Annotated in this window: 19 protein-coding genes; 17 read left to right on the top strand and 2 right to left on the bottom strand. The window is 26.3% G+C overall.

From position 1 onward, the window contains the following. Position 1: 1 nt before the first annotated feature. From ftsZ to ligA, 17 genes are all read left to right on the top strand, one after another. Entirely contained in the window at positions 2-1,489 is a 1,488-nt protein-coding gene (ftsZ, locus tag AC5SLT_RS05110) for a cell division protein FtsZ (RefSeq protein ID WP_494591509.1), read from the top strand. Positions 1,490-1,507: 18 nt separating this feature from the next. Then, entirely contained in the window at positions 1,508-2,518 is a 1,011-nt protein-coding gene (gene rsmH / locus AC5SLT_RS05105; protein ID WP_494591506.1) for a 16S rRNA (cytosine(1402)-N(4))-methyltransferase RsmH, read from the top strand. Next, on the top strand, positions 2,515-2,823 hold the full coding sequence (locus AC5SLT_RS05100; protein WP_494591504.1) for a cell division protein FtsL: 309 nt from the start codon (positions 2,515-2,517) through the stop codon (positions 2,821-2,823). The genes rsmH and AC5SLT_RS05100 overlap by 4 nt, the downstream gene beginning before the upstream one ends. Next, entirely contained in the window at positions 2,810-4,492 is a 1,683-nt protein-coding gene (locus AC5SLT_RS05095) for a peptidoglycan D,D-transpeptidase FtsI family protein (RefSeq protein WP_494591502.1), read from the top strand. The genes AC5SLT_RS05100 and AC5SLT_RS05095 overlap by 14 nt, the downstream gene beginning before the upstream one ends. A gap of 7 nt (positions 4,493-4,499) precedes the next feature. Next, the gene (gene murF / locus AC5SLT_RS05090; protein WP_494591500.1) at positions 4,500-7,343 is read left to right on the top strand and encodes a bifunctional UDP-N-acetylmuramoyl-L-alanyl-D-glutamate--2,6-diaminopimelate ligase MurE/UDP-N-acetylmuramoyl-tripeptide--D-alanyl-D-alanine ligase MurF; all 2,844 of its coding nucleotides are present in this window, start codon (positions 4,500-4,502) and stop codon (positions 7,341-7,343) included. Beyond that, positions 7,333-8,418 carry a phospho-N-acetylmuramoyl-pentapeptide-transferase gene (gene mraY / locus AC5SLT_RS05085; protein ID WP_494591498.1) on the top strand — a complete coding sequence of 362 codons (1,086 nt, stop codon included), beginning with the start codon at positions 7,333-7,335 and terminating at the stop codon, positions 8,416-8,418. Before murF ends, mraY begins: the two co-directional genes overlap by 11 nt. Beyond that, positions 8,418-9,713, top strand: coding sequence for a UDP-N-acetylmuramoyl-L-alanine--D-glutamate ligase (murD, locus tag AC5SLT_RS05080; RefSeq protein WP_494591495.1), 1,296 nt, complete (start codon positions 8,418-8,420; stop codon positions 9,711-9,713). Before mraY ends, murD begins: the two co-directional genes overlap by 1 nt. Beyond that, on the top strand, positions 9,710-10,834 hold the full coding sequence (locus tag AC5SLT_RS05075; protein ID WP_494591493.1) for an FtsW/RodA/SpoVE family cell cycle protein: 1,125 nt from the start codon (positions 9,710-9,712) through the stop codon (positions 10,832-10,834). Before murD ends, AC5SLT_RS05075 begins: the two co-directional genes overlap by 4 nt. After that, complete coding sequence (locus tag AC5SLT_RS05070; protein WP_494591491.1) at positions 10,835-11,905, top strand: UDP-N-acetylglucosamine--N-acetylmuramyl-(pentapeptide) pyrophosphoryl-undecaprenol N-acetylglucosamine transferase; 1,071 nt, start codon at positions 10,835-10,837, stop codon at positions 11,903-11,905. Continuing rightward, on the top strand, positions 11,895-13,289 hold the full coding sequence (gene murC, locus AC5SLT_RS05065; RefSeq protein WP_494591489.1) for a UDP-N-acetylmuramate--L-alanine ligase: 1,395 nt from the start codon (positions 11,895-11,897) through the stop codon (positions 13,287-13,289). Before AC5SLT_RS05070 ends, murC begins: the two co-directional genes overlap by 11 nt. Further along, on the top strand, positions 13,259-14,197 hold the full coding sequence (murB, locus tag AC5SLT_RS05060; RefSeq protein WP_494591487.1) for a UDP-N-acetylmuramate dehydrogenase: 939 nt from the start codon (positions 13,259-13,261) through the stop codon (positions 14,195-14,197). Before murC ends, murB begins: the two co-directional genes overlap by 31 nt. Position 14,198: 1 nt before the next feature. Then, entirely contained in the window at positions 14,199-15,113 is a 915-nt protein-coding gene (locus AC5SLT_RS05055; RefSeq protein WP_494591485.1) for a D-alanine--D-alanine ligase, read from the top strand. Next, the gene (locus AC5SLT_RS05050; protein ID WP_271486875.1) at positions 15,094-15,771 is read left to right on the top strand and encodes a cell division protein FtsQ/DivIB; all 678 of its coding nucleotides are present in this window, start codon (positions 15,094-15,096) and stop codon (positions 15,769-15,771) included. The genes AC5SLT_RS05055 and AC5SLT_RS05050 overlap by 20 nt, the downstream gene beginning before the upstream one ends. Continuing rightward, the gene (locus AC5SLT_RS05045) at positions 15,771-16,880 is read left to right on the top strand and encodes a cell division FtsA domain-containing protein (protein WP_271486878.1); all 1,110 of its coding nucleotides are present in this window, start codon (positions 15,771-15,773) and stop codon (positions 16,878-16,880) included. The genes AC5SLT_RS05050 and AC5SLT_RS05045 overlap by 1 nt, the downstream gene beginning before the upstream one ends. A gap of 65 nt (positions 16,881-16,945) precedes the next feature. Beyond that, positions 16,946-17,866 carry a UDP-3-O-acyl-N-acetylglucosamine deacetylase gene (lpxC, locus tag AC5SLT_RS05040; RefSeq protein ID WP_494591482.1) on the top strand — a complete coding sequence of 307 codons (921 nt, stop codon included), beginning with the start codon at positions 16,946-16,948 and terminating at the stop codon, positions 17,864-17,866. Between the two features lie 33 nt (positions 17,867-17,899). Then, a complete protein-coding gene (locus AC5SLT_RS05035) occupies positions 17,900-18,727 on the top strand; it encodes an outer membrane protein assembly factor BamD (RefSeq protein WP_494591481.1) in 828 nt (275 codons plus the stop codon). A gap of 3 nt (positions 18,728-18,730) precedes the next feature. Beyond that, positions 18,731-20,761: an NAD-dependent DNA ligase LigA gene (ligA, locus tag AC5SLT_RS05030; RefSeq protein WP_494591479.1), complete on the top strand. Its 2,031-nt coding sequence runs from the start codon at positions 18,731-18,733 to the stop codon at positions 20,759-20,761. Here ligA and AC5SLT_RS05025 read toward each other — a convergent pair. Together AC5SLT_RS05025 and AC5SLT_RS05020 are read right to left on the bottom strand one after the other, a co-directional pair. Then, complete coding sequence (locus AC5SLT_RS05025) at positions 20,744-22,438, bottom strand: aminopeptidase P family protein (protein WP_494591477.1); 1,695 nt, start codon at positions 22,436-22,438, stop codon at positions 20,744-20,746. The two genes, ligA and AC5SLT_RS05025, sit on opposite strands and share 18 nt — an antisense overlap. Further along, positions 22,435-24,471: an ATP-dependent helicase gene (locus AC5SLT_RS05020; protein WP_494591474.1), complete on the bottom strand. Its 2,037-nt coding sequence runs from the start codon at positions 24,469-24,471 to the stop codon at positions 22,435-22,437. Before AC5SLT_RS05020 ends, AC5SLT_RS05025 begins: the two co-directional genes overlap by 4 nt. Positions 24,472-24,493 lie beyond the last annotated feature (22 nt).

Genomic DNA, 24,493 nt, shown 5'->3' with positions numbered 1-24,493 from the left:
AATGACAATTAACTTTAAATCACCAGAAATAAAAGAATTACAACCAAGATTATTAGTAGTGGGAGTTGGCGGAGCAGGTGGAAATGCACTTAATGAAATGATTGATAATGGACTTCAAGGAGTAGAGTTCATAGCAGTAAATACAGATGCTCAAGATTTAAAGTTAAGTAAAGCTAAAGCAAGAATTCAAATTGGCCTAAGTTTAACAAAAGGTTTAGGTGCTGGAGCAAAACATGACATTGGTCAAGCAGCTGCAGATGAATCTTTAAATGAAATTGTAAATACTCTTCAGGGTGCAAACATGGTTTTTATAACTGCTGGTATGGGTGGTGGAACTGGCACAGGTGCTGCACACGTTATTGCAAGAGCTGCTAAAGAATTAAATATTTTAACAGTAGGTGTTGTAACACTTCCTTTTTTATATGAAGGGCCATCAAGAATGAGAAGAGCTCAGGTAGGCCTAGAAGAATTAAGAAAACATGTGGATACAATCATTGTAATTCCAAATCAAAACCTATTTAAGGTTGCAAATGAACAAACTACATTTGAAGAATCTTTTAATCTTTCAAATAATGTTTTAATGCAAGGTGTACAGAGTGTGACCGATCTTATGGTTAGACCAGGTATAGTTAATCTAGATTTTGCTGATGTTGAAACTGTAATGGCTTCAATGGGTAAAGCAATGATGGGAACTGGTGAAGCTGAAGGAGAAGGTAGAGCAGCTAAAGCAGCAGACATGGCAATTAGCAACCCATTGATTGATGATTATACGTTAAAAGGTGCGAAAGGATTACTAGTAAATATTACCGGTGGTAAGGATCTTAAACTTTTTGAGGTTGATGAAGTGGTTAATAAAATAAGAGCTGAAGTAGATCCTGAAGCAGAGGTGATTATTGGTGCTATTACATCTGGCGACCTTGATGGAAAAATTAGAGTATCAATAGTTGCAACGGCACTAGATGGACAACAACCAGAAAGTAAATCTGTAATCAATATGGTTCACAGAATACAAAATAGAAATCCTGGTTATTCAGATTTTAACAGTGCTAGTTCTGCTCAATCGTTTAATTTTTCACCTACAATGACTAGCCCTATTTCTCATGGAGCAAATGCATTAAAGTTAGAAAATGAAATAATTGCAGAACCAGTTACAAATACTACATCATCAGAAATGATGAATGAGCAAACTGTCAGCAATCAAGAAGTTGAAAGTATTGTTGAAAACAATCAATCAAATGATTATGAGCAATCTTTTTCAGAGGAGGCACTTACAACTGCAAAGCTTGAAGAAAATAGCCCAATGGAGGAGGAGCATATTTCTAATGGACTTGAAAACTTTGGTGTAGAAGGTGAAGACGCACCAGATCTATTTAGTTCGGATAGTGCAACTTCAGAGACAGAAGGATTTTTATCAACTGAAACTTCGGAAAATACCTCAGAAGATGATGATTTAGAAATTCCAGCATTTTTAAGAAGACAAAAGAATTAATGGTCTTCAAAAAAATAAATGATAGCCACCATAATACCAGATGTGAGAAATCATTATCCGGTATTGCTAAGTGAAATAATTAGCATTATTACCCCTCAATATGGTGGCACATTTATTGACTGTACGTTTGGTCAAGGCGGATACACAAAAAGAATATTAAACTTTCCTGAAACAAAAGTAATTGCATTAGATAGAGATTCTGAGAGCTCTATAAAAGCTCAAGAACTTCAAAATAGTTTTGAGGATAGGCTGTTATTTAAAAATATAAAATTCAGTCAATTAAATAATCTAAAGTTAAAACATGAAAATATAAAAGCTGTAATTTTTGATTTAGGGTATTCCTTGAACCAGATTAAAGACCCAAAAAAAGGTCTTTCATTTGATAGTATTGGTGAACTTAATATGAAAATGGGTATAAATGAATTTTCAGCAAAAGAAGTAATTAATCAATTAGATGAAAAAGAACTTACAAAAATATTTAAATATTTTGGTGACGAAGTAGACAGTAAAAGAATAGCACACAATATTGTTGAAGACAGATTTAAAAGAGAGATCACAACAGAAGAGCTAGTTAGGATTATAAAATCTTCGAAAAGAAAAAGAAATTATAAGACACATAGTGCAACTAAAATTTTCCAAGCATTAAGAATATTTGTAAATAAAGAAATTAGTGAACTAATTTATGGATTAATTAATGCTGCTAAAGTTGTTAAAAAGGATGGAGTTATTGCAGTTGTAACATTTCATTCTTTAGAAGATAAAATTGTTAAATACTTTTTTAAAAGTTTATCTGAAAATAAAAGCATCTCGAGACATATGCCAAAAACAGAAGAAAAATTAAATTTATTTAAATCTGTTATAAAAAAACCAATAGTACCAAGTGATAAAGAGATTAGAGAAAATCCACCTTCTAGATCAGCCAAGTTACGTTATGTAATTAAAAAAGAAGATTTTTTCGATTTTGAAACAGATATCTTAGATAAATTTAAACATTTAATTGACATTGAAAATTTGTCAAAAAAACTATGAAACAATTAGTGGTAGCTATTATTTTCGTATTAATATTAATTACATCACTTATTAAAACCTCTACAAAAGAAATAGAAGATCAAATTTTTATAGTTAAAGAAAATATAAGACCTTTAAAATCGGAACTTGAAGATGTATTGCTTGAGTTTAACTATTTGAGCTCTCCTGAAAAATTAGTTCAGTATCAAACGCAATATTTTGAAAAAGATTTAATCAAAATTGAAATTATGAATATTAAGGAAATCTTTAAAAATAATGAAACTTTAGAAATAAAAGACTTAATCAGCAAAAGTGGTAATGAATAATAAAAAGAATATTATTCTAGAAGAATATGAAAATGAATTTTCATATAAAAAAAGTAAAACTAATTTAGATATACAATTTAATAGAATAGCGTTTATTTTTTTTATTTTCTTGGTGATTTCAGTAATTTATTCAATACAATTGCTTCATTTAGGCTCGTTAAAAGAAGAAAATACCAAGGAATTCTCAACTATAAATAAAAACTATAGAGCAGACATACTTGATAGAAATGGAAATTATTTAGTTAAAACAGTTAAGTCGATAGATATTGGTATTAATCCTATTGAAGTAATTGATAAAAAAAAACTATTAATTAATTTACAGTTAATATTCCCAGATAAAAACTATGAAGAGATTACTAAGAAGCTTGAAAAAAATAAATTCTTTTATTTAGAAAAAAAAATATCTTCTGACAATTATGAAAAAATTATGTTACTTGGAGATAAATCAATTAAGTCAGAAGAAAAATTAACTAGAATTTATCCTCAAAAAAATCTCTTTAGTCATATTATTGGTCAAATAGATGATGACAATAAAGGTATATCAGGACTTGAAAAATCCTTTAATGAAAAATTAAAACAAACAAACGAACCACTTAAATTAACAGTAGATACTGACATACAATTTTTAATTAGAGAAGAGTTAGTAAAGTTTCAATCTATATTTAGAAGTAAAGGTAGTACAGCAATTTTGATGAATGTTAATAATGGAGAAATTATATCTATGGTTTCATATCCAGATTTTGATCTAAATAAAAGAGAGAAGATAGTGGATCTCAACTTTATTAATAGAGCAACAAAAGGAGTGTATGAGCTGGGCTCGGTATTTAAAACTTTTACAGTAGCAGCTGGATTAGAGGAAGGCTTAATTGATACTGACACAGAATTTTTAAATTTAGAAAAAAAACTACAATGTGGAAAAAGTAGTATCTCTGAATATGACAATAAAATACCATCAGATCTTACCGTAGAACAAATTTTAATTAGGTCTGGAAATATAGGATCTGTAAGAATTGGACAAAAATTAGAAATTATTAAATTAAAAGCTTTTTTAGAAAAAATTGGAATCTTAAGTAAAATAAATTTTGACATAGAGGAGGTTGGAGAGCCTATTCCATTTAAGTGGGGAAAATGTAAACTTGCGACGGTGTCTTTTGGCCATGGAATAACTACCACTCCATTACAATTAGCAAAAGCTTATGCAATAATTTCAAATGGTGGTTTTGCTATTGAGCCCAGCTTAATAAAAAAAGAATTAAAAGATCCTGAAAAAGAAAGAAGAATAATCAAAGCTGGTATTTCAGAGAAGATAAATCCAATACTTAGAAAAATTGTAAATACTAAAGAAGGTACAGCAGGACTTGTAAACATTGAAGGTTATGAAGTTGGTGGAAAAACAGGAACTGCTCAAAAAACAATAGTAGGAGGTTATTCTAGAGCAAAAGTAAATACATTTGCAGGTATTTTCCCTACTTCTAAACCTAAATATGTGCTGATAGTTCTACTTGATGAGCCGAAAACTTCATCAGACTACGTATATCAATATAAAAATAAAAAAGGTTCATATAAAGGAACCCCATTTAATACAGCAGGGTGGACATCTGTTGAAGTAGCTGGAAAAATCATAGAAAAAATTGGGCCTATTTTGGCCACAAAACATATAGAAAATTAACACTTATATGTTGATTGGTAACTTCCTTAAAAATATTAAAAAAGAATTTAAAAATCATCAGTTTGCTGGTCTTAGTTTTAACAGTGAAGATTGTAAAAAGAATTATATTTTTTTTGCAATCCAAGGAACAAAATCAGATGGAACTAAATTCATAGACCATGCAATTAAAAAGGGTGCAACAGTTATTATTTCAGAGCAAAAATTTGAAGGTATTAAAAATAAAGTGTTATTTTTAAGATCAAAAAATGTAAGAAAAGTATTATCAGAATTATCATATAAGATAAAAAAAAATATACCTAAAAATTTAATTGCTGTAACAGGAACAAATGGAAAGTCATCAATTGCAGATTTTTATTTTCAGCTACTCAACTTAGGTAATAAAAAAGTAGCTTCTATTGGAACATTAGGAGTTAAGACAAAAAATAATTTAAAGAAAGTTTCTAATACGACATTAGATCCAATTAAATTAAGCAAAATATTAAATGATTTAAAAAAAAAAATTGACAATGTTATAATGGAAGCTTCTAGTCATGGTCTTAAGCAAAATAGACTTGATGGTTTAAAATTTAATACTACAATTTTTACAAATTTGTCTCATGATCATTTAGATTATCACAAAACATTCAATGATTATCTCAAATCAAAGTTATATCTTTTTGAGAAGCTATTAAAACCTAGAGGAACTATCATCACCGATAGTAAAATTCCTGAATATAAAAATTTAAAAAGAATATCGCTAAATAATAAATTGGATCTTCAGGCTTTATCAAAAAGTAATAATGGAATAGATATTTATTCTCATCAATTTAGGGATGATAAACAAATAGTTGAAATTAAATATAATCAGAAACATTATAAATTACAGATAAACTTAATTGGTAAAATTCAATTAAAAAACTTATTTATGGCAATGCTTGCTGCTAAAAAAAGTAATTTAAAATTTGATCAAATAGTTAAATTAGCTTCAAGAGTAAAATCAGTAATTGGTAGGTTTGAAAAAATTGGAACTTTAAAAAATAATTCAAAGGTTATTTTAGATTATGCCCATACACCCGATGCATTAAAAACTTGTTTGACTAATTTGAAAGAACAATTTGAAAATAAAAGAATTTTCATTGTATTTGGATGTGGTGGTAATAGAGATAAAGACAAGAGACCCATAATGGGAAAAATAGCCAATCAATATTGTGACAGAGTTTATTTAACTGACGATAATCCAAGAGACGAAAATCCAAAAAAAATAAGACTAGCTATTAAAAAAACTATTGATAAATCAAAAGTTTTTGAGATTTCAAGCAGGTCTAAAGCTATTCATAAGGCTATATTAGACTTAAAAACTGGTGATATCTTAGTTATTGCAGGCAAAGGTCATGAACAGACACAAGATTATGGAAATTTTGTAAACAAATTTTCTGACAGATTAGAAATACTTAAAAATATTAAATTAAAAAATAAAATTCTTTCAACTAATATTAAAATAAATATTTTAAAAGAAATCAGCAACTCTCCCCAAATTAATTCAAATATAAAAATAAAAAATGCATCAATTAATTCAAAAACAATAAAAAAAAATGACATATTTTTTGCAATAAAAGGAAATAATAAAGATGGAAATCTATATGTTAATGAAGCTTTCCAAAATGGTGCATCATTAGTAATAGCTAACAATCAAAAAAAATCTAAAAAAAAAATTGTAGTAGATGATACGTTGCAACTTTTAACAGAGGCTTCATCAAAATTAAGAGAAAATTTATCTAGTAAAATTATATCTATAACAGGCAGCTGTGGAAAAACTTCTCTTAAAGAATTGCTAGGAAAAACTTTAAGTAAGATTAGTAATGTAACTTATTCACCAAAATCTTTTAATAATAAATTTGGTGTACCATTAAGTTTATTTAATCTAAAAAAAAATGATGAATTTGGTATTTTTGAGATTGGAATGGATAAAAAAGGTGAGATTGATTATCTATCAAAAATTATCAAGCCTGATGTGGGTGTTATTACAAATATTTCCTACGCACATATTAAAAATTTTAAAAACATTCATCAAGTAGCTTTAGCAAAGTCAGAAATTATTAATAATATAAAAACAAATGGAATTCTTGTTTTAAACCAAGACGACAGATTTTATAATTTACATAAAAAAATTGCCAAGAAAAAAAACATAAATATTTTTACATTTAGTTTAAAAAATAAATTAGCAAATATTTATCTAGAAAAAATAGTTAAAGAAAAATCTAAATACAAAATATTTGTAAATGTTAATAAAAAACAAACTTATTTTTATGTAAGATTAATTTTTGAAAATAATTTAAAAAACTTATTAGCTGCAATTGCAATTATATCAATTTTTAAAGATACACAAAAATTAGAAAAAAATATATTTCTTGATTATGAGATGACGAAAGGCCGTGGTGATATTATAAAAGTTAAATTAAACAAAAAGAGTATTTACATTGTTGATGAAAGTTATAACTCTAATCCATTATCATTAAAGTCTGCTATAAAAAATTTTGATGAATTAAAAATTGATAATTCTAAAAAAAAATTAATACTGAGTGACATGTTGGAGTTAGGAAATTATTCAAAGAAACTACACTTAGAGGCTGGCAAAGAAATTAATAAAACTTCTCTTAAAAATATTAATGTAGTGGGCAAACATATTTTACATACTTATAAAAACCTTGATAAGCACCGAAGAGGGGTCATTTTGAAAGATAAGTCTAAAATAATTGATTTGATTAAAAATGATTTAAATAATAATGATTATTTAATGATTAAGGGTTCAAACTCTACTGGACTTAACAATCTAGTTAACAAATTAAAAACTGGAAAGTTTAATGCTTTATAGTCTTATTACTCAATTAATTGACCAATACAGTTTTCTAAATGTATTTAAGTATTTAACTTTTAGAACAGGCCTTTCGATGTTTACATCAATGTTTGTAGTTTTATTAATTGGTACTCCTTTTATTAAATTTTTTTCAGCAAGAAAAATATTAAATCCAATAAGAGATGATGGTCCTACCGAACATATCGTTAAGAAAATTGGAACACCAACAATGGGAGGTGTTTTAATTTTACTTGGACTTTTTTCAGGAACATTACTTTGGGGTGATTTATCAAATTACCATATATGGTTTTTGTTATTTATTGTTTCAGGGTTTGGACTATTAGGTGCATATGATGATTATAAAAAAATTAAGTTTAAAAATTCATCTGGTGTTTCATTTAAATTTAAGATTATTTCTCAAATTTTAATAGCCATTGTTGGAATTTATGGTTTAACTCAATTATCTCAAAACACTGAACTTACAAATTTATATTTTCCTTTTTTTAAAAATTTAATTATTAATCTTGGATGGTTTTTTATTCCATTTTCAATTTTTATAATTGTTGGATCCTCCAACGCAGTTAATTTAACAGATGGTTTAGACGGCTTAGCAACAGTGCCAGTGATATTAGTTGCAGCATGTTTTGCATTTATTAGTTACGTAACGGGCAATATTGTATTTTCTGAATATTTAAATATTCCCTATCTTGAAGGTATGGGGGAAGTTTCAGTTTTTTGTGGATCAATTATAGGAGCTTGTTTAGGATTTTTATGGTTCAATGCTCCACCTGCTAAAATATTTATGGGTGACACTGGTTCATTAGCATTAGGTGGATCTTTAGGGGCAATTGGTATTATTACTAAACATGAGATTGTTTTAGCAATAACAGGAGGGTTATTTGTACTAGAAGCTGTATCAGTTATAATCCAAGTATTTTCATTCAAACTTACAGGTAAAAGAATTTTTAGAATGGCACCTATACATCATCATTTTGAAAAAAAAGGTTGGGCAGAATCAACAGTTGTAATTAGGTTTTGGATTATATCAATAATCTTAGCAATGATTGGATTAGCGACATTAAAACTTAGATAATGTTAAATCTAGAAAAAAACTTTTTAAAAAAAAGAATACTGATTTATGGTCTGGGTAAAAGTGGTCTATCCACTTATAGTTATTTAAAAAAAAATAATATTATTAGTTTATATGATGATCGAATAATTACTAAAAAAAATATAAAAGATACTCACACAACATACAAAGAAATAATTAAAAAAGAATTTGACTGTATTATAATTAGTCCAGGAATAGATATTAATAATTGTAAATTAAGTAGATTTTTAAAAAAAAATCATAAAAAAATTTATACAGATTTAGACATTTTTTATAGTCGATATGCTTTTAATCAAAAAATAACTATTACAGGAACAAACGGAAAATCAACTACCGCTAAGCTTTTGTACAATATATTAAAGGATCAAAAAAAAGATGTTCGTTTAGTTGGCAATATAGGAAATCCAGTTTTACTTGAAAAAAAGATCAAAAAAGACACTTTATTTGTAATAGAAGCTTCATCCTATCAACTAGAATACAGCAAGTTATTTAAAACAAATATATCTTTAATCTTAAACATTTCACCAGATCACCTCGAAAGACACAAGACTATAAATAAATATGTAAGTGCTAAATTTAAATTAATAAAAAATCAATCTAAAAATGATATTGCAATTTTAAATACAAAAAATTTTTATATTAAAAGAAAATTAAAGCAAAAAAAATTTTCACCATCAATTTTGAAAATAGAAAGATATATAAGTGATAGGTTTATTAAAAAAATTGATAATCATTATTTTGATACAGATGGTAATAAAGAAAATTTGACATTTGTGCTGAAGGTTTCAAAGATATTAAAGTTAAAGAATAACTTGATATTAAAATCATTAAAAAATTTTAAAGGACTAAGTTTTAGACAAGAAATAATTCATAATTCAAAATTTTTAAAAATTATTAATGATTCTAAAGCAACAAGCTTTTCTTCATCAGAAAAATTATTGAAATCATTAAAAAATATTTATTGGATAATAGGTGGTTTACCTAAAAAAGGAGATAAATTTCTACTTAAAAAAAACGATTGTAAAAAGATCAAATTATACATTTTTGGTAAAAATCAAAAATTTTTTATTAATGAATTAAAAAATAAGATGGTGGTTAAATCATTTTTAAATTTAAAGAGTCTAATTGCTAAGGTTTTTTTAGATATTAAAAATGAAAATAATTTTATTAAAAAGACAATTCTTTTTAGTCCAGCCTCTGCATCATTTGATAGTTTTAAAAACTTTGAAGAAAGAGGTAGATATTTTAATAAACTTATTAAAAATTATATAAAATGATAAATAATAGTTCGCTCAACTCAATATATTATAACTGGTGGAAAAATATAGATAAACCAATTTTTTTATTGATAATAATTTTGTTTAGTTTGGGTTTATTTTTTTCTTTAGTTTCAACTTCATTAATTGCTTCTGATAAATTAGATACAAATAATTATTTTTTCTTTTTTAAACATTTGGTCTATATTTTTATTGGCTTGTTGACCTTAGTGTTTTTCTCTTCTCTAAGTGAAAATAATCTTTTTAGAGTCTCTATTTACCTTTTTTTTATTACTTTATTTTTTCTATTTTTAGTACCAATTTTTGGTACTGAAGTTAAAGGATCAAAAAGATGGTTAAATCTTTTTTTTCTTCCTCAATTTCAACCAATTGAATTACTAAAACCATTTATAATTATTTTTGTAGCAACAATTTTATGTAGTGAAAAAAATTATAATATTTATATCAAATACTTATTGACTATTATTTCTATTATCCCAACTGGGTTACTATTAATAATGCAGCCTGACATCGGACAAACACTTTTAGTGTTTTTATCGTGGGCAATATTAGTTTTTGTATCTGGCATAAACTTATTATTCATTTTATTATTTATAAGTCTTTCTATTATAAGCCTGCTATATGTAGTTTTTTTTATCCCAAAATTTATTTATATTAAAAGTCGTATACTCTCTTTCTTTAACCCTGATGGTGGAACCCATAATTTTCAATCTGATAAAGCTATAGAAGCAATTAGTAGTGGTGGTTTTTTTGGTAAAGGAATAGGAGAAGGTACCTTAAAAACAAGAGTTCCAGAGGCTCATACCGACTATATAGTTTCAGTTATTTCAGAGGAGTTTGGTGTTATTGCAATAATATTTTTATTAATTTTATTTTTATTTTTTATTTACTCTGTTTTTAAAAAAATTTACTTAGAAAAAAGTGAAAAAAATAAACTAGTACTAACTGGAGCAATAAGCCTAATAATTTTTCAAGCATTAATACATCTTGGGGTGAATATAAGACTATTTCCCACAACAGGAATGACATTGCCATTTTTAAGTTATGGGGGTTCTTCAATTATAGGAGTTTCTATATTATCTGGAATAATTTTAAATTTAACAAAAAGAAAAATCAATTAGATGAATAGAAAAATACTAATTAGCACAGGCGGATCAGGAGGACACGTTATACCCGCAACCATAATATATAAACATCTAGAGAGCAATTTTGATGTTTCAATGACATCTGACTTTAGGGGTATCAAATTTTTAAACAAAGATGAGTACAATTTAAAAATATTTAATGTGAGGCCAATTTCAAAAAACTTATTAATAATACCACTTGATTTTATTTTTATGATATTTTTGATTTTTAAATCAATTTCTTTTTTAAGAAAAAATAAAATTGATACATTAATTTCGACAGGCGGATACATGTCACTACCCTTATGCTTAGGATCTAGAATTTTAAATATTAAGCTGTTATTATTTGAACCAAATATGGTTTTAGGTAGATCAAACAAATTTTTTTTAAGTTACTGTCAAAAAATATTTTGTTATTCTAATAATATCAAAAAATTTCCTATTAAATTTAAAAATAAAATTAAAGTAATTCCAGCATTATTAAGAAAAAATTTTTATAATAAGAGAGATTACAATAAATCCTTAGATACAATTAATTTGCTTATAATAGGTGGTAGTCAAGGAGCTAAAATATTTGATGATTTAGTTAAAAATGCAATTATTGAATTAGCTAAAAAATATAAACTAAAAATTTACCAACAAACTAGTTCTATTAACTTTGAAAGTTTTAAAAAAACTTACGAAGATAAGAATATTCAATGTGAATTATTCAATTTTAATGATGATGTCATAAATTTTATGCAAAAAACAGACCTGTGCATTACTAGAGCAGGAGCATCAACATTAGCTGAGTTAAATTTTACTGAGACTCCATATTTAGCAATACCTTTGCCAACTGCGAAAGATAACCATCAATTTGAAAATGCACATTTTTATAATAAACTTGGCTTTAATTGGTTGTTAAATCAAAAAGAAATAGATGAGAAAACATTACTCAATAAACTAATTAATATTATTGATAATAAAGAAGAATATCTTGTTAAAAAAAAGAACATGAAGGATTTTAACTATGAAAACACATGGAATAATATAAATCTGAAAATTATATCTGTTATTAATGAAAATTGAATTAGCTAAAACTGAAATTATACATTTTGTTGGTATAGGGGGTATTGGAATGAGTGGCCTTGCACTCATTATGAAAAGGATGGGATTTAATGTTCAAGGGAGTGACGTCCTTGGAAATAAAAATATTGAAAGATTAAAAAAAGATAAGATCAAAATTACAATTAGTCATACTAAAAAAAATATAGCAAAAGCAACAATTGTTGTCATTTCGTCAGCTATTAAAAATAATAACCCTGAATTAATTGAAGCCAAACTAAAACAATTACCTATTTATAAAAGAGGAGAGATGTTGGCAAATATAGTCTCTTTAACAAAAAATATAGTTGTTACTGGTTCACATGGAAAAACAACAACTACATCTTTATTAGCCTCAATATTTTCAAAGACAAAATTGGACCCAACAATTATTAATGGAGGTGTCCTTAATGCAATAAAAAATTCTGCAAAACTAGGTAAAAGTGATTGGTGTATATTAGAAGCTGATGAGTCAGATGGTAGTTTTATACATGTGCCACCAACTTATTCTATAGTAACAAATATAGATCGTGAGCATATGGATTTTTATAATTCAATTAAAGATCTTAAAGAATTATTTATAAAATTTATCAATAAAGTGCCCTCGTTTGGGAAGTCTTTTATTTGTATAGATGACAAGAACAATAAAAATTTATTAAGTAAATTAAAAATGAAGAATTATTATACATATGGAACTGACAATAAATCAAATTTCTATATTAAGAATATTAAACAAGAAAAAGAATATTCTCAATATGATTTAGCTATAAATTTGCCAGGAAAAAAGAATTTAACTATAAGAAAAATTAAATTACCATTATTAGGAATTCACAATATTAGAAACTCTACAGCAGCAATTGCTGTGGCAGTAACAATAGGAATATCACAAAGTATAATCAAAAAAGGATTAAAAGAATTTAAGGGTGTTCAAAGAAGATTTAATAAAATTTTTACACATAGAGGAACTAATTTTTATGATGATTATGCCCATCACCCAACTGAAATTAGAGAAGTATTAAATGGTGTGAGAGCTGCTTATAAAAAGGAAGAAGTGATTTGCATATTTCAACCACACAGAATTTCCAGATTAAAAGATCTTAAAAAAGAATTCAGCTTATCATTTAAAAAAGCTGATGTTGTAATATTATGCCCTATATATACTGCAGGAGAAAAAATAAAATTAGGTTTTAAATATAATAATTTTGCAAAAGATATTATTAAAAATTCAAAAGTAAGATTGTTTATGGTTGAAGATCAGTACCAGTTAGCAAAATTTATTAAGAATACTATTTTTGGCAAAAAGATAGTTGTTGGTATGGGTGCTGGTACAATTTCAGCATGGATGAGACAATTACCAGAATTGATCTAATGAGCATTGAAGAAATAAGAAAATTTTCTAATGAAATTAGTAGTAAAATTAACTTTGATTATGATTTAAAAAAGAGCAATTGGTTTAATATTGGTGGACAAACTAAAGTTTACTTTAGACCAGATAATTTACCTGACTTAATTTTGTTTTTAAAAAAATTTGGAGAAAAAGAAAAAATACATATTTTAGGTGCAGGCTCGAATACTCTTATAAGCGATGAAAAATTTGATGGTGTTGTTATCAAACTAGGAAAAAATTTTTCCAATATCTCTATATTACCAAATGATGTCATTATAGCTGGCAGTGCCTGTCTTGATAAAAAGCTTTCTGATTTTGCACTGAATAATGGAATAGGTGGATTTGAATTTTTAGCATGCATACCTGGTACTATAGGTGGTGGATTAAAGATGAATGCTGGATGCTTTAATAAAGAGTTTAAAGATGTGCTAGTATCAATCCAAGCAATTGATATAAATGGACAGGTTTTAACAATACCAGCGAGTAAAGTTATATTTAAATACCGAAGCAATGATTTAAAAGAGGACTTAATTTTTTTAAGTGCATCGTTTAAAGGAACAAAAAAAAATAAAGAAGAAATAGAAAACGAAGTTTTAGAATTAAAGAAAAAGAAAGATAAAGCACAACCAACAAAATTAAAAACAAGTGGTAGCACATTCAAGAATCCAATTGATCAAACTGATAAAAAGGTCTGGGAATTGATAAAAGATTCTGTACCACTAGATATAAGCTTTGGGGATGCTCACATTTCAAATAAGCACTGTAATTTTTTTGTAAATAAAAATAATGCTAGCTTTGAGGATATGAATAAATTGATTGAATTTGTTAAGACAAGTGTGGAAAAAAAAACTGGAATAGTGCTAGAAAAAGAAATTAAAATTTTAAAATAAAATGACAAAAAAAATCTTAATATTATCTGGTGGTATATCTAAGGAACGGTTAATTAGCTTAGATACTGGAAAGCAAGTTGCCAAAGAGTTAATTAAATATGGATATAAGGTTTTAATTAGTGAGCCAGATAAAAATCTATCAAAGAATATCACTTCATTTAAACCAGATGTTGTTTTTAATGCGCTACATGGACAATTTGGTGAAGATGGATACATTCAAGCAATTTTAGAGACTAAAAAAATTCCATACACACACTCAGGTGTAATTGCATCATCAATAGCAATGGATAAAGAAATTTCAAAAAAAATTTTTATAAAAAATAAAATATTAACTCCAAAATATATTAAATTTAATCATAAAAAAAATAAACTTAACATTATAAAATTAATTGAAAAAAATTTAAAATTCCCTGTAGTAGTAAAACCTATAAATGAAGGGTCTAGCGTTCATGTATATATTTGTGACAAAACCAATATAATAAAAAACTTAAGAGCATTAAAAAGTTATAATGAAATATTAATTGAGGAATTTATATCAGGTAGAGAAATCCAAGTTGCAATAATGAATAATAAATCACTTGGTGCAATTGAACTTGAGCCTAAAAGAAAGTTTTATGATTATGAAGCAAAATATAATTCTAGTGCTAAGACTAAGCACATAATTCCTGTAGATTTGAGTAAAAATAATCTAGCTAAAATTACTGGCATAGCAAGAGCAGCTCATAAAATTATAGGCTGTAAAGGTGTTACAAGATCTGACTTTAAATTTTTTAACGGGAAGTTTTATTTATTAGAGATTAATACTCAGCCTGGAATGACTAAACTTTCATTAGTCCCTGAGATTGCAAAACATAAGGGTATAAGTTTTATAAAATTAATTGAATGGATTTTAAAAGATGCATCAATCAATAGGTAAAAAAAATAAAATAATAATTTATTTATTATTTTTATTCATTTTAAGCACTACTAGTGCAAAATTTATAAACGATCAAAAAAAATTATCTTCATCAATAACTAAAATAAACATTACAGGTCTTTCTGAGAGAAAAAATTTGGAGATCTTAAATAACCTTAATAACCTTTTATACAAAAGTATATTTGTCATTAATGAGGAAGAAATAATAAAAATTTTAGAAAAACATAATATTATACAAGAGTTTAATATAAAAAAAATTTACCCATCAACACTTAACATTGAAATTAAACCAACTAAATTAATTGCTCGAGTTTCTAATAATAGTCAATATCTAGTAGGTGCAAATGGTAAGTTAATTGAAGATAAAAGTAACAATGAACTACTCCCATACATTTTTGGTGAATTTAATTCTCAAGATTTTTTATCATTTAAAAAAAATATTGAAAAATCTATGTGGTCTTTTTCAAATTTAAAAGAATTATCTTTTTTCCCATCAGGTAGATGGGATATTTTAACTGATAAGGATATTTTGATTAAGCTACCACAAGAACATATTGTAGCGTCATTAAACTTATCTAAGGAACTTATCAATAATGATAATTTTAAAGATTTTAAATTTATTGATTTGAGAATTAAAAATCATTTAGTTGCCAAGTAATGAGTGATAAAAAATTTCATACAATAATTGACTGCGGTTCTTCAAAAATAAGAGCAGGTGCATTTAATGAAGAAAGTAAGAATAATCCTTTTTTTATTGAGAGTAATTTTTATACAGAGCAATTTAATCTTAAACCAGATATTCAAAAAATTATTGCATCGCTAGAAAAATCCACAAATGAATATATTGATAATATAGATTTGATGATAGATAGTTCAAAAACGATTTCTGTTGCAATTTCTGTATTTAAAAAAATTGAAGAACTGAAATTAAGACAAGATGATATCATATTTTTAATTCAAGAAGCAAAGCAGCAAATAAAAAAATATTATTCAGATTATAATATTGCACACATAATTATAAATAATTATAAAATTGATAATGTTGATTATTCTGAGTTACCAGATGAAATCGATTGCCAATTTATATCGCTAGACATTATTTTTATCTGTCTTCCAAGTGAATTAGTCTTTAGCTTTAAAAATATTTTTTCAGAATTAAATATATCAATTAATCAAATAATTTGTTCTAGTTATGCAAAATCAATCAATTATAAAAATAATTTAAATTTAATAGGAGAGGTATCTTTCATTGATATTGGTTTTAAAAAAACATCAATTTTTTTCTTTAATAATGATAAATTGATCTTTTTAGACGTTCTGCCGATAGGTGGAAACCATATTACTAAAGATATTTCTCTACTTTTAAAAATTGGTATTAATGAAGCAGAAAAACTTAAATTAAATTTTGAAAAAAATAACGAACATAGCGATAATCCAAATTTTTCTTTGGAAATGTTACAAAAAATAGCTTTTGCTAGAACAGAAGAGATTCTTGAATTATGCGATAAATCTCTTGTCTCAAATGCAAAGGTAAAGACCCAATCTAAGATGATACTGATGGGGGAAGGATCAAAAATTTTAGATAATAAATTTAAAGATAAAATTTCATTTTCTAAAGATATTGATTTTTTAGAGGAAACCCTAGGTGATGTTTGTCAATCTGGGTACAAACTAAGAAAAATGTATGACAAACAAGAGGTTGTAGTTGTGCCAAAAAAACAAATAAAACAAGGTTTTTTTGAAAAACTTTTTCATTTTTTCAAATAGACTAGTATTTTCTCGTAACATTTGTTGTTTTTCTAAATTTAAACCAATTATTTATAAGAATAATAATGTCTGTTCTTAATCAAAAAACTATCAATAGAGATATTATCTTTAAAGGCGTTGGGCTTCATAGTGGAGCAAATGTAACTATGACCGTCAAGCCAGCAAAACCAAATTCGGGAATTCTTTTTAAAAGAGTTGATTTAAAAGAAAATAATATAGTAGTTCCAAACATTTTTAATGTTAGTAGTGCAGTATTTTGCACAACCATAGCAAATGAAAGTGGGGTTAGTATATCAACAATAGAGCATTTAATGGGAGCATTATATGGTTTAGGAATTGATAATGCACTAGTAGAGATTGATAATCAGGAAGTACCAATTCTTGATGGGTCAGCAAAAATTTTTATTGAAGAAATATCAAAAGTTGGAATAAAAAATAGTAAAGCACCAATAAAGATTATTAAAATTGAAAAAAGAATTGAATTTAATGATGGTAAAAAAACAATTTCTATAGAGCCAAGTAAAGTTAGTTTAGATATAGATTTTGAACTAAAATATGAAAATAACTTAATTGGAACGCAAAGAAATTTAGTAAGTGTATTCGAGTCAGATTTGACTGATATTTATAACTCCAGAACGTTTTGTTTATTTGAAGATATAGAAAAATTAAAAGAGATGGGCCTAGCTCAAGGAGGAAGTCTTGAAAATGCAATAGTTGTTAAGGACAATGAAATTTTAAATGAAAAAGGTCTTAGAAATAAAAAGGAATTTGTAAACCATAAGATTTTAGATTGTATGGGAGATTTATATCTAGCAGGTTATAAAATAATTGGAAAAATTGTTTGTTCTCAAGGAGGACATAAATTAACTAACCAATTATTGAGAAAAGTTTTCCAAAACGATGAAAATTTTTCATTAATAGAGATTACTGAAAAACATTTGCCAAATACCTTCATAAATAAGAGTCATTTAAGGTCTATCGCTTAGTTTTTTTTATTATATAAATTATAGTAAAATTAAATGAATTTCTTTTCTAAATTAATAATAATATTAGCAATCCTGATCCTAAACGCTTGTTCAAAAAATGATAAGGAAATTTCTTTAATTAAAGAAATTAATCAAGAAAACGAAATGATACAAGCATACAAAGAAGGTGTAAAAGCCTTAGAGGAAAATGATACTTTTTTTGCTGCAAAAAAATTTTTAGAAGCAGAATTATTGTACCCCCAATCTGATTGGGCACCAAAATCTTCTTTAATGGCATCTTACACCTATTACCTTGAGGGCAATTATTTCAATGCTATATACAATCTTGAAAGATTTTTAAAAACATATCCAAAAGACCCTAGATTAGATTATGTGTATTATTTGATGGGTTTATCATATTACGAAAATATCGAAGGAGAAAAAAAAGATCTCAAACCACTACTGGAAGCTAAAAAAAAATTTGAATTTATAATTGAGAATTATCCAAATACTGATTTTGCCCTGGACTCAAAATTTAAAATCGGCCTAATAAATGATATTTTGGCATCAAAAGAAATGTATTTAGGTAGACATTATATAAAAAAAGAAAAATGGGTAGCAGCAATTAATAGATTTAAAACTATATTGAACGATTACGACACCACAATCTACACAGAAGAGGCAATACATAGATTGGTGGAAATTCATTATAAAATAGGTCTAGAGGGTGAAGCTAAAAAATATGCAAGTTTACTGGGTTATAATTATCTATCTAGTGAATGGTATGAAAAAACTTACAATATATTTAATAAAGAATATGAAGTAGATAAAATTAAAAGTGAGAAAAAAAGTTTAAAAGAAAAATTTAAAAAACTTTTTTAATAAATGGATAAGAAAAAAATAAGTAAAGATTATTTACATAAAATTAATTTATTAGAAGAATATAATAAAAACTATTATGACAAAGATAATCCAATTGTTTCAGATCAAGAATATGATTTACTTAAAAAAGCAATAATTGATTTAGAAAATTCGTATAAATTTCTAAATAATGATCGATCACCTACAAAAATAGTTGGTTTTAAACCATCAAAAAATTTTCAAAAAATAAAACATAAAGTTCCAATGTTGTCACTTGGAAATGCTTTTAATGAAGAAGACTTAAAAAATTTTGAAAAAAAAATAATTAATTTCTTAAGTTTAAAAGATGTAAATTCTATCGAATATAGTGCTGAACCAAAAATTGATGGAATATCCGCATCCCTAATTTATATTAATGGAAAATTAACCAAAGGGCTTTCTAGAGGAGATGGTAATGAAGGAGAGGATATTACACAAAATTTAAAAACCATTAAGGATATACCTTTGGAGATAACTAAGAGTAACTTCCCTAAAGAAATAGATATTAGAGGTGAAGTTTTTATTGAAAATAATGACTTTAAAAAAATTAATGACAAATTTGCAAACCCGAGAAATGCTGCCTCTGGATCATTAAGACAAAAAAATTCATTAATAACTGCAAAAATTCCATTAAAATTTATTGCCTACACCTATGGTTATGAAAAAAAAATGAATATCAATAACCAAACAAGTTTCTTAGAAAATTTAAAATTATGGGGATTTAAAACAAACCCTTTTAATAAAAAAATTATTGGAGTTAAAAATTTAATGTTAAATCATAAAGAATTAGAGGAAAAAAGAAAAGAACTGGCATTTGATATAGATGGAATTGTTTATAAAGTTAATGATTTTGATTTACAAAAAAGACTGGGTTTTGCTGCTAATGCACCCAGATGGGCGATAGCACATAAGTTTTCAGCTAATAGCTCAATTTCAGAAATAATGAATATTGAAATACAAATTGGTAGAACGGGGGCACTTACCCCGGTTGCAAAAATTAAACCAGTTAATATAGGGGGTGTAATAGTTTCAAATGCAACGCTTCACAATGAAGATGAAATTGTTAGAAAAGATATAAGAGTAGGGGATACGGTCACTGTCGAAAGAGCTGGAGATGTAATTCCACATGTAGTTTTAGTAGATTTAAAAAAAAGAAAACAAAACTCAAAGAAATTTATTTTTCCTCAAAAGTGCCCATCGTGTGGAAGCAAAACAATTAAAGATTATAATGAGACAACTAAAAGACAAGATGCTGTAAGAAGGTGTGCTAGCGAGGGGTTTGAATGTGAAAAAATTGCCATAGAGAGAATTAAACATTTTGTTTCTAAGGACGCATTTAACATAGAAGGATTTGGCAAGAAAATTGTTGAAAATTTTTGGAACCTAAAATTAGTAAGACTTCCACAGGATATATTTAAGCTTGATTATAATAAAATAGAAGAACTCGAAGGATGGGGAAAATTATCAGTTGCTAATTTAAGATTTTCAATTGAAGAAAAAAAAAATATTTCTCTAGAGCGATTTATTTATTCATTAGGAGTAAGACATATTGGACAAGAAAATGCTAAGCTTATTGCAAGACACCTTAAAACAGCATCTAATTTTTTTAGACTATCAGGGGAAAACAATATTGAAAGTTTATCTAATATTGATGGAATTGGAATAACTCAAATTCAATCCATTAAAAAATTTTTCCTGAATAAAACTAATCTTAAAGTGCTGTCTGAGTTAGAAAAAAATTTATTAATCAAAGATGTAATTTTAATAAATAATAATGGATTGTTAAAAAATAAAACTTTTATGTTAACTGGAAAGTTAAATGGAATAAGCAGGGCGGAAGCAAAATCAATGATAGAACAAAATTCAGGAAAAATAATTAATAACGTTAATAAAAAACTTGATTATTTAATTGCTGGAGACAAACCAACTCTAAAAAAAATAAACACAGCTAAGGAGTGGAATATAAAAATTATTAATCAGACAGAATGGTTAAAAATGTTAAATAAGAGTGGCTAACCACATTCTTTCTTTTTTATTAAGCAAACCAGAAAATTCTGAATAAATATTTAAATGATATTTAAATAAATAATCTTTTTCTATTTTATTTAATAGCTCGTAGTTAATTAAATCTTTTTCTAAAGGAGCAAGTGTAAGGTTTTCAAAATTAAAGCTTCTTTTGGTTTTTTTGGCATAGATTAAGTTTTCGATCCTAATACCAAAGTGATTTTTTTTGTAAAAACCAGGCTCATTACTCAGGATCATTCCATTTTTTATCTTTATCGAGTTATGTTTTGAGATGGATTGAGGTCCTTCATGGACGTTTAAAAAAAAACCAACTCCATGTCCTGTTCCGTGAGCATAATCTTGACCTTCTTTTTTTAAAAATTTTCTAGCTCTGATGTCGATTTTTTTTCCAGTGTCATCTTTATTCAAATTTGTTAAGGCAACTGCAATATGTCCTTTTAATACGTTCGTATAAGCATTTTTGATAAATTTGTTTTGTTTTGAGAATGAAATAGTCCTCGTAACATCTGTAGTACCGTAATGATATTGTCCACCAGAATCTACTAATAAAATATCATTCTGTTCAATTTTTTTAGTTGTTTTTTTATTAGCCCTATAATGAACAATTGCTCCATTTGAGCCAGCGCCAGCAATAGTATCAAAACTTGGAAATAAATAATCTTTATTTTGTTTTCTGAATTTATTTAATTTGTTTTGCGCATACACTTCTGTAATTTTTTTTTTATTAATATTTTTAATCCAATAAATAAATTTTGTTAACGCTAAGCCATCTTTTTTATGGGCTTCGATCATATGTTTTATTTCATTAGAATTTTTGATTGATTTTAATTCATAAACAGGATCATCAAATTTAAGTATATTAAAATTTGATTTAATTATTTTTTCATAAAAAATTGAGCAGGTTTTATTATCAATAATAAAATTTTTACCTTTTAAATTATCTAAAAATTGTGGAAGTGATTTGATTGGTAAAATTTGTTTCTTTTTAATCTTTTTATCTAATAGGAGATTTTTTAATTTTTTTTCATTTGTTATTAAAAAAAATTCTTTTTTTTTATTTAGTATCAATCTTGCATTCGCAATTGGGCTATTTGGATTATCATATCCACGAATATTTAAAAGCCATGCCACATTTTCAGGTGCAGAAATGAAACAATAATCTACTTTGTTGTTTTTAAGAAATCGCACTACTTTAGAAATTTTAGAACTATATGGCTCACCTACAATTTTTGTGTCTAAAGAGTAGAATGGCTTAGTAGGTTTATCTTTGAATCTAAATATTTGGTCAATTAAGTTTTGGTCAATTGAAATTAAGTTATTATTCTTAAAATATTTATTAAGTAATTTTGATGTAAATAGTGTTGGGTCATATCCTAAATTCAAATTTTTAATAATTGTATGAGGTAGTTTTTTATGAATTTCAATAATCTTAAAATTTTTAGATGATTGTTGATGGGCTTGAATAGTATACCTTCCATCGACAAATAAATAATTTTGTTTTTTTAAAACTATAGCAAAACCTGCAGAACCTGAAAATCCTGTAATATTCTTTAACCTGTCATTTTTTGCATATTCAGAAAAATATTCATCATTTTTTGGAATAATATAACCATCAATTTTATATTGTTTAAATTTTTTTCTTAGAACTTTTATTTTTTTTAAAATCATTTAATTCTTTTTTGATATCTTATCCATCCAGGACTTCTAGTTCCTTCTTCAATTTCAAAATCTTGATTAAATTCAAAATCTTCTTCATTATCTTTAGAGTCGTCAAAAAAAGAATTTTTTTCTAAAAATTTTTCTGGTAGTTCCTCAATAAATCTTGAAGCCATACTGTCTATCCAATTTCCTTGATAAAACCTATTCATAGCAAAAGATATTAGTGCTTTTTTTTTAGCTCTTGTTATTCCCACATATGCCAATCGCCTTTCTTCTTCAAGCCCATTTTGGCCTTTCTCTTCAATAGATTTTTGGTGTGGGAAAAGACCTTCTTCCCAACCGGGTAAGAAAACCACATCAAATTCAAGTCCTTTAGATCCATGCATTGTCATCATGTTAACTTTTTCTCCATCCCAATCCTGATCAACTGAGGTGGCAAGAGCCACATGTTCTAGAAAATTTTCTAAATTATCAAAATCTTTCATCGCACTTAAAAGCTCTTTAATATTTTCAAGTCTGTTTTCATTTTCCAAATCTTTTTTGTTTTTTAACATACTTGAATAACCAGATTCATCTAAAACTAGTTGTAATAATTTAACATGGTTAATTTTTTTAATATTAATGTCATTCCTCCACTTATCCATTAAGAATAAAAAAGAGCTTAGACCAATTTTAGTTTTGGGTTTAATTAAATTTTCTTCAATTAATTTTTTAGAAGCAATTTCCAAACTAACAGCATTTGTTTTTGAAAACTCATGAATTAATTTTATAGTACTTTCTCCAATTGCTCTTTTGGGATTATTGACTATTCTATCAAAAGCTAAATCATCTTTTGGCTGGTGAATCAATCTTAAATAAGCAACACAATCTTTAATTTCTGCTCTTTCATAAAATTTTGTCCCACCAAGAATTCTGTAGGGTAAGCCAATTTTTAAAAATCTTTCTTCAAATTCTCTTGTCTGAAAAATAGCTCTAACAAGAATAGCAATATTATTAAAAGAATATTTTTTTTTAAGTTTTTTTTCTATTTCATCAGAAACCCCTATTGCTTCATCTTTTCCATTCTTAAAACAATTAAGCTTAACAAGATCTCCTTCCTCCATAGTTGTCTTTAAAGTTTTTCCAACTCTGTTTTGATTGTTAGCTATAAGATTTGAAGCAACAGATAATATATTTTGTGAGGAACGATAATTTTCTTCTAATCTTATTACTTTTGAATTTTTATACACTTGATCAAACTCTAAGAAATTTTTTATCTCTGCTCCACGCCAACTATAAATGGATTGATCATCATCTCCAACACAGCATAAATTTTTATGCTTTTCTGAGAGCAAGTTTAGCCATCTACTTTGTATATAATTAGTATCTTGGTATTCATCCACAAGTATATATTTAAAATTATTTGAATAAATATTTCTAATGTCCTGATTTTTTTCTAAAATTTTAACCACGTGTAAAATTAAATCTCCAAAGTCACATGCATTTAAATCTAATAACTTTTGTTGATAAATTTTATATAGAGGACGTATAGTTCTTTCAAAAATATCATTTTTATTGATAACGACTTCATCTGGATAGAAGCCTTTATTTTTCCACCTATCAATTATTGAAAGAATAAACTTTGGGGCTAATTGTTTTATGTCTATATTTTCAGCTTTACATATATTTTTGATTAATCTCACCTGGTCATCTGTATCAATAATTGTAAAATTAGAAGTTAATCCAGCTGCAGGTGCATGTTTTCTTAGAAGTTTTGCACATATAGAATGAAAAGTCCCGAGCCATGAAAGCCCGATTGCCTCAGAATTTAATATAGAGCTTACTCTGTTTTGCATTTCTTTTGCAGCCTTATTAGTAAAAGTCACTGATAAGATTTGATTTGGAAAAGCCTTTTTTTCATTGATTATATGAGCAATTCTTGAGGTTAGAACTTTTGTTTTTCCAGATCCAGCTCCCGCAACAATCAATAATGGTCCATCAAGATATAAAACAGCCTCTTTTTGAGCATTATTCAGGTTGTTTAAATATTCAGAGTTTATCATTTTTTAAATTTGATTATAAGCT

The organism is Candidatus Pelagibacter sp. PS_11, assembly GCF_059417975.1.
This window is presented reverse-complemented; position numbering and strand designations above follow the sequence as displayed.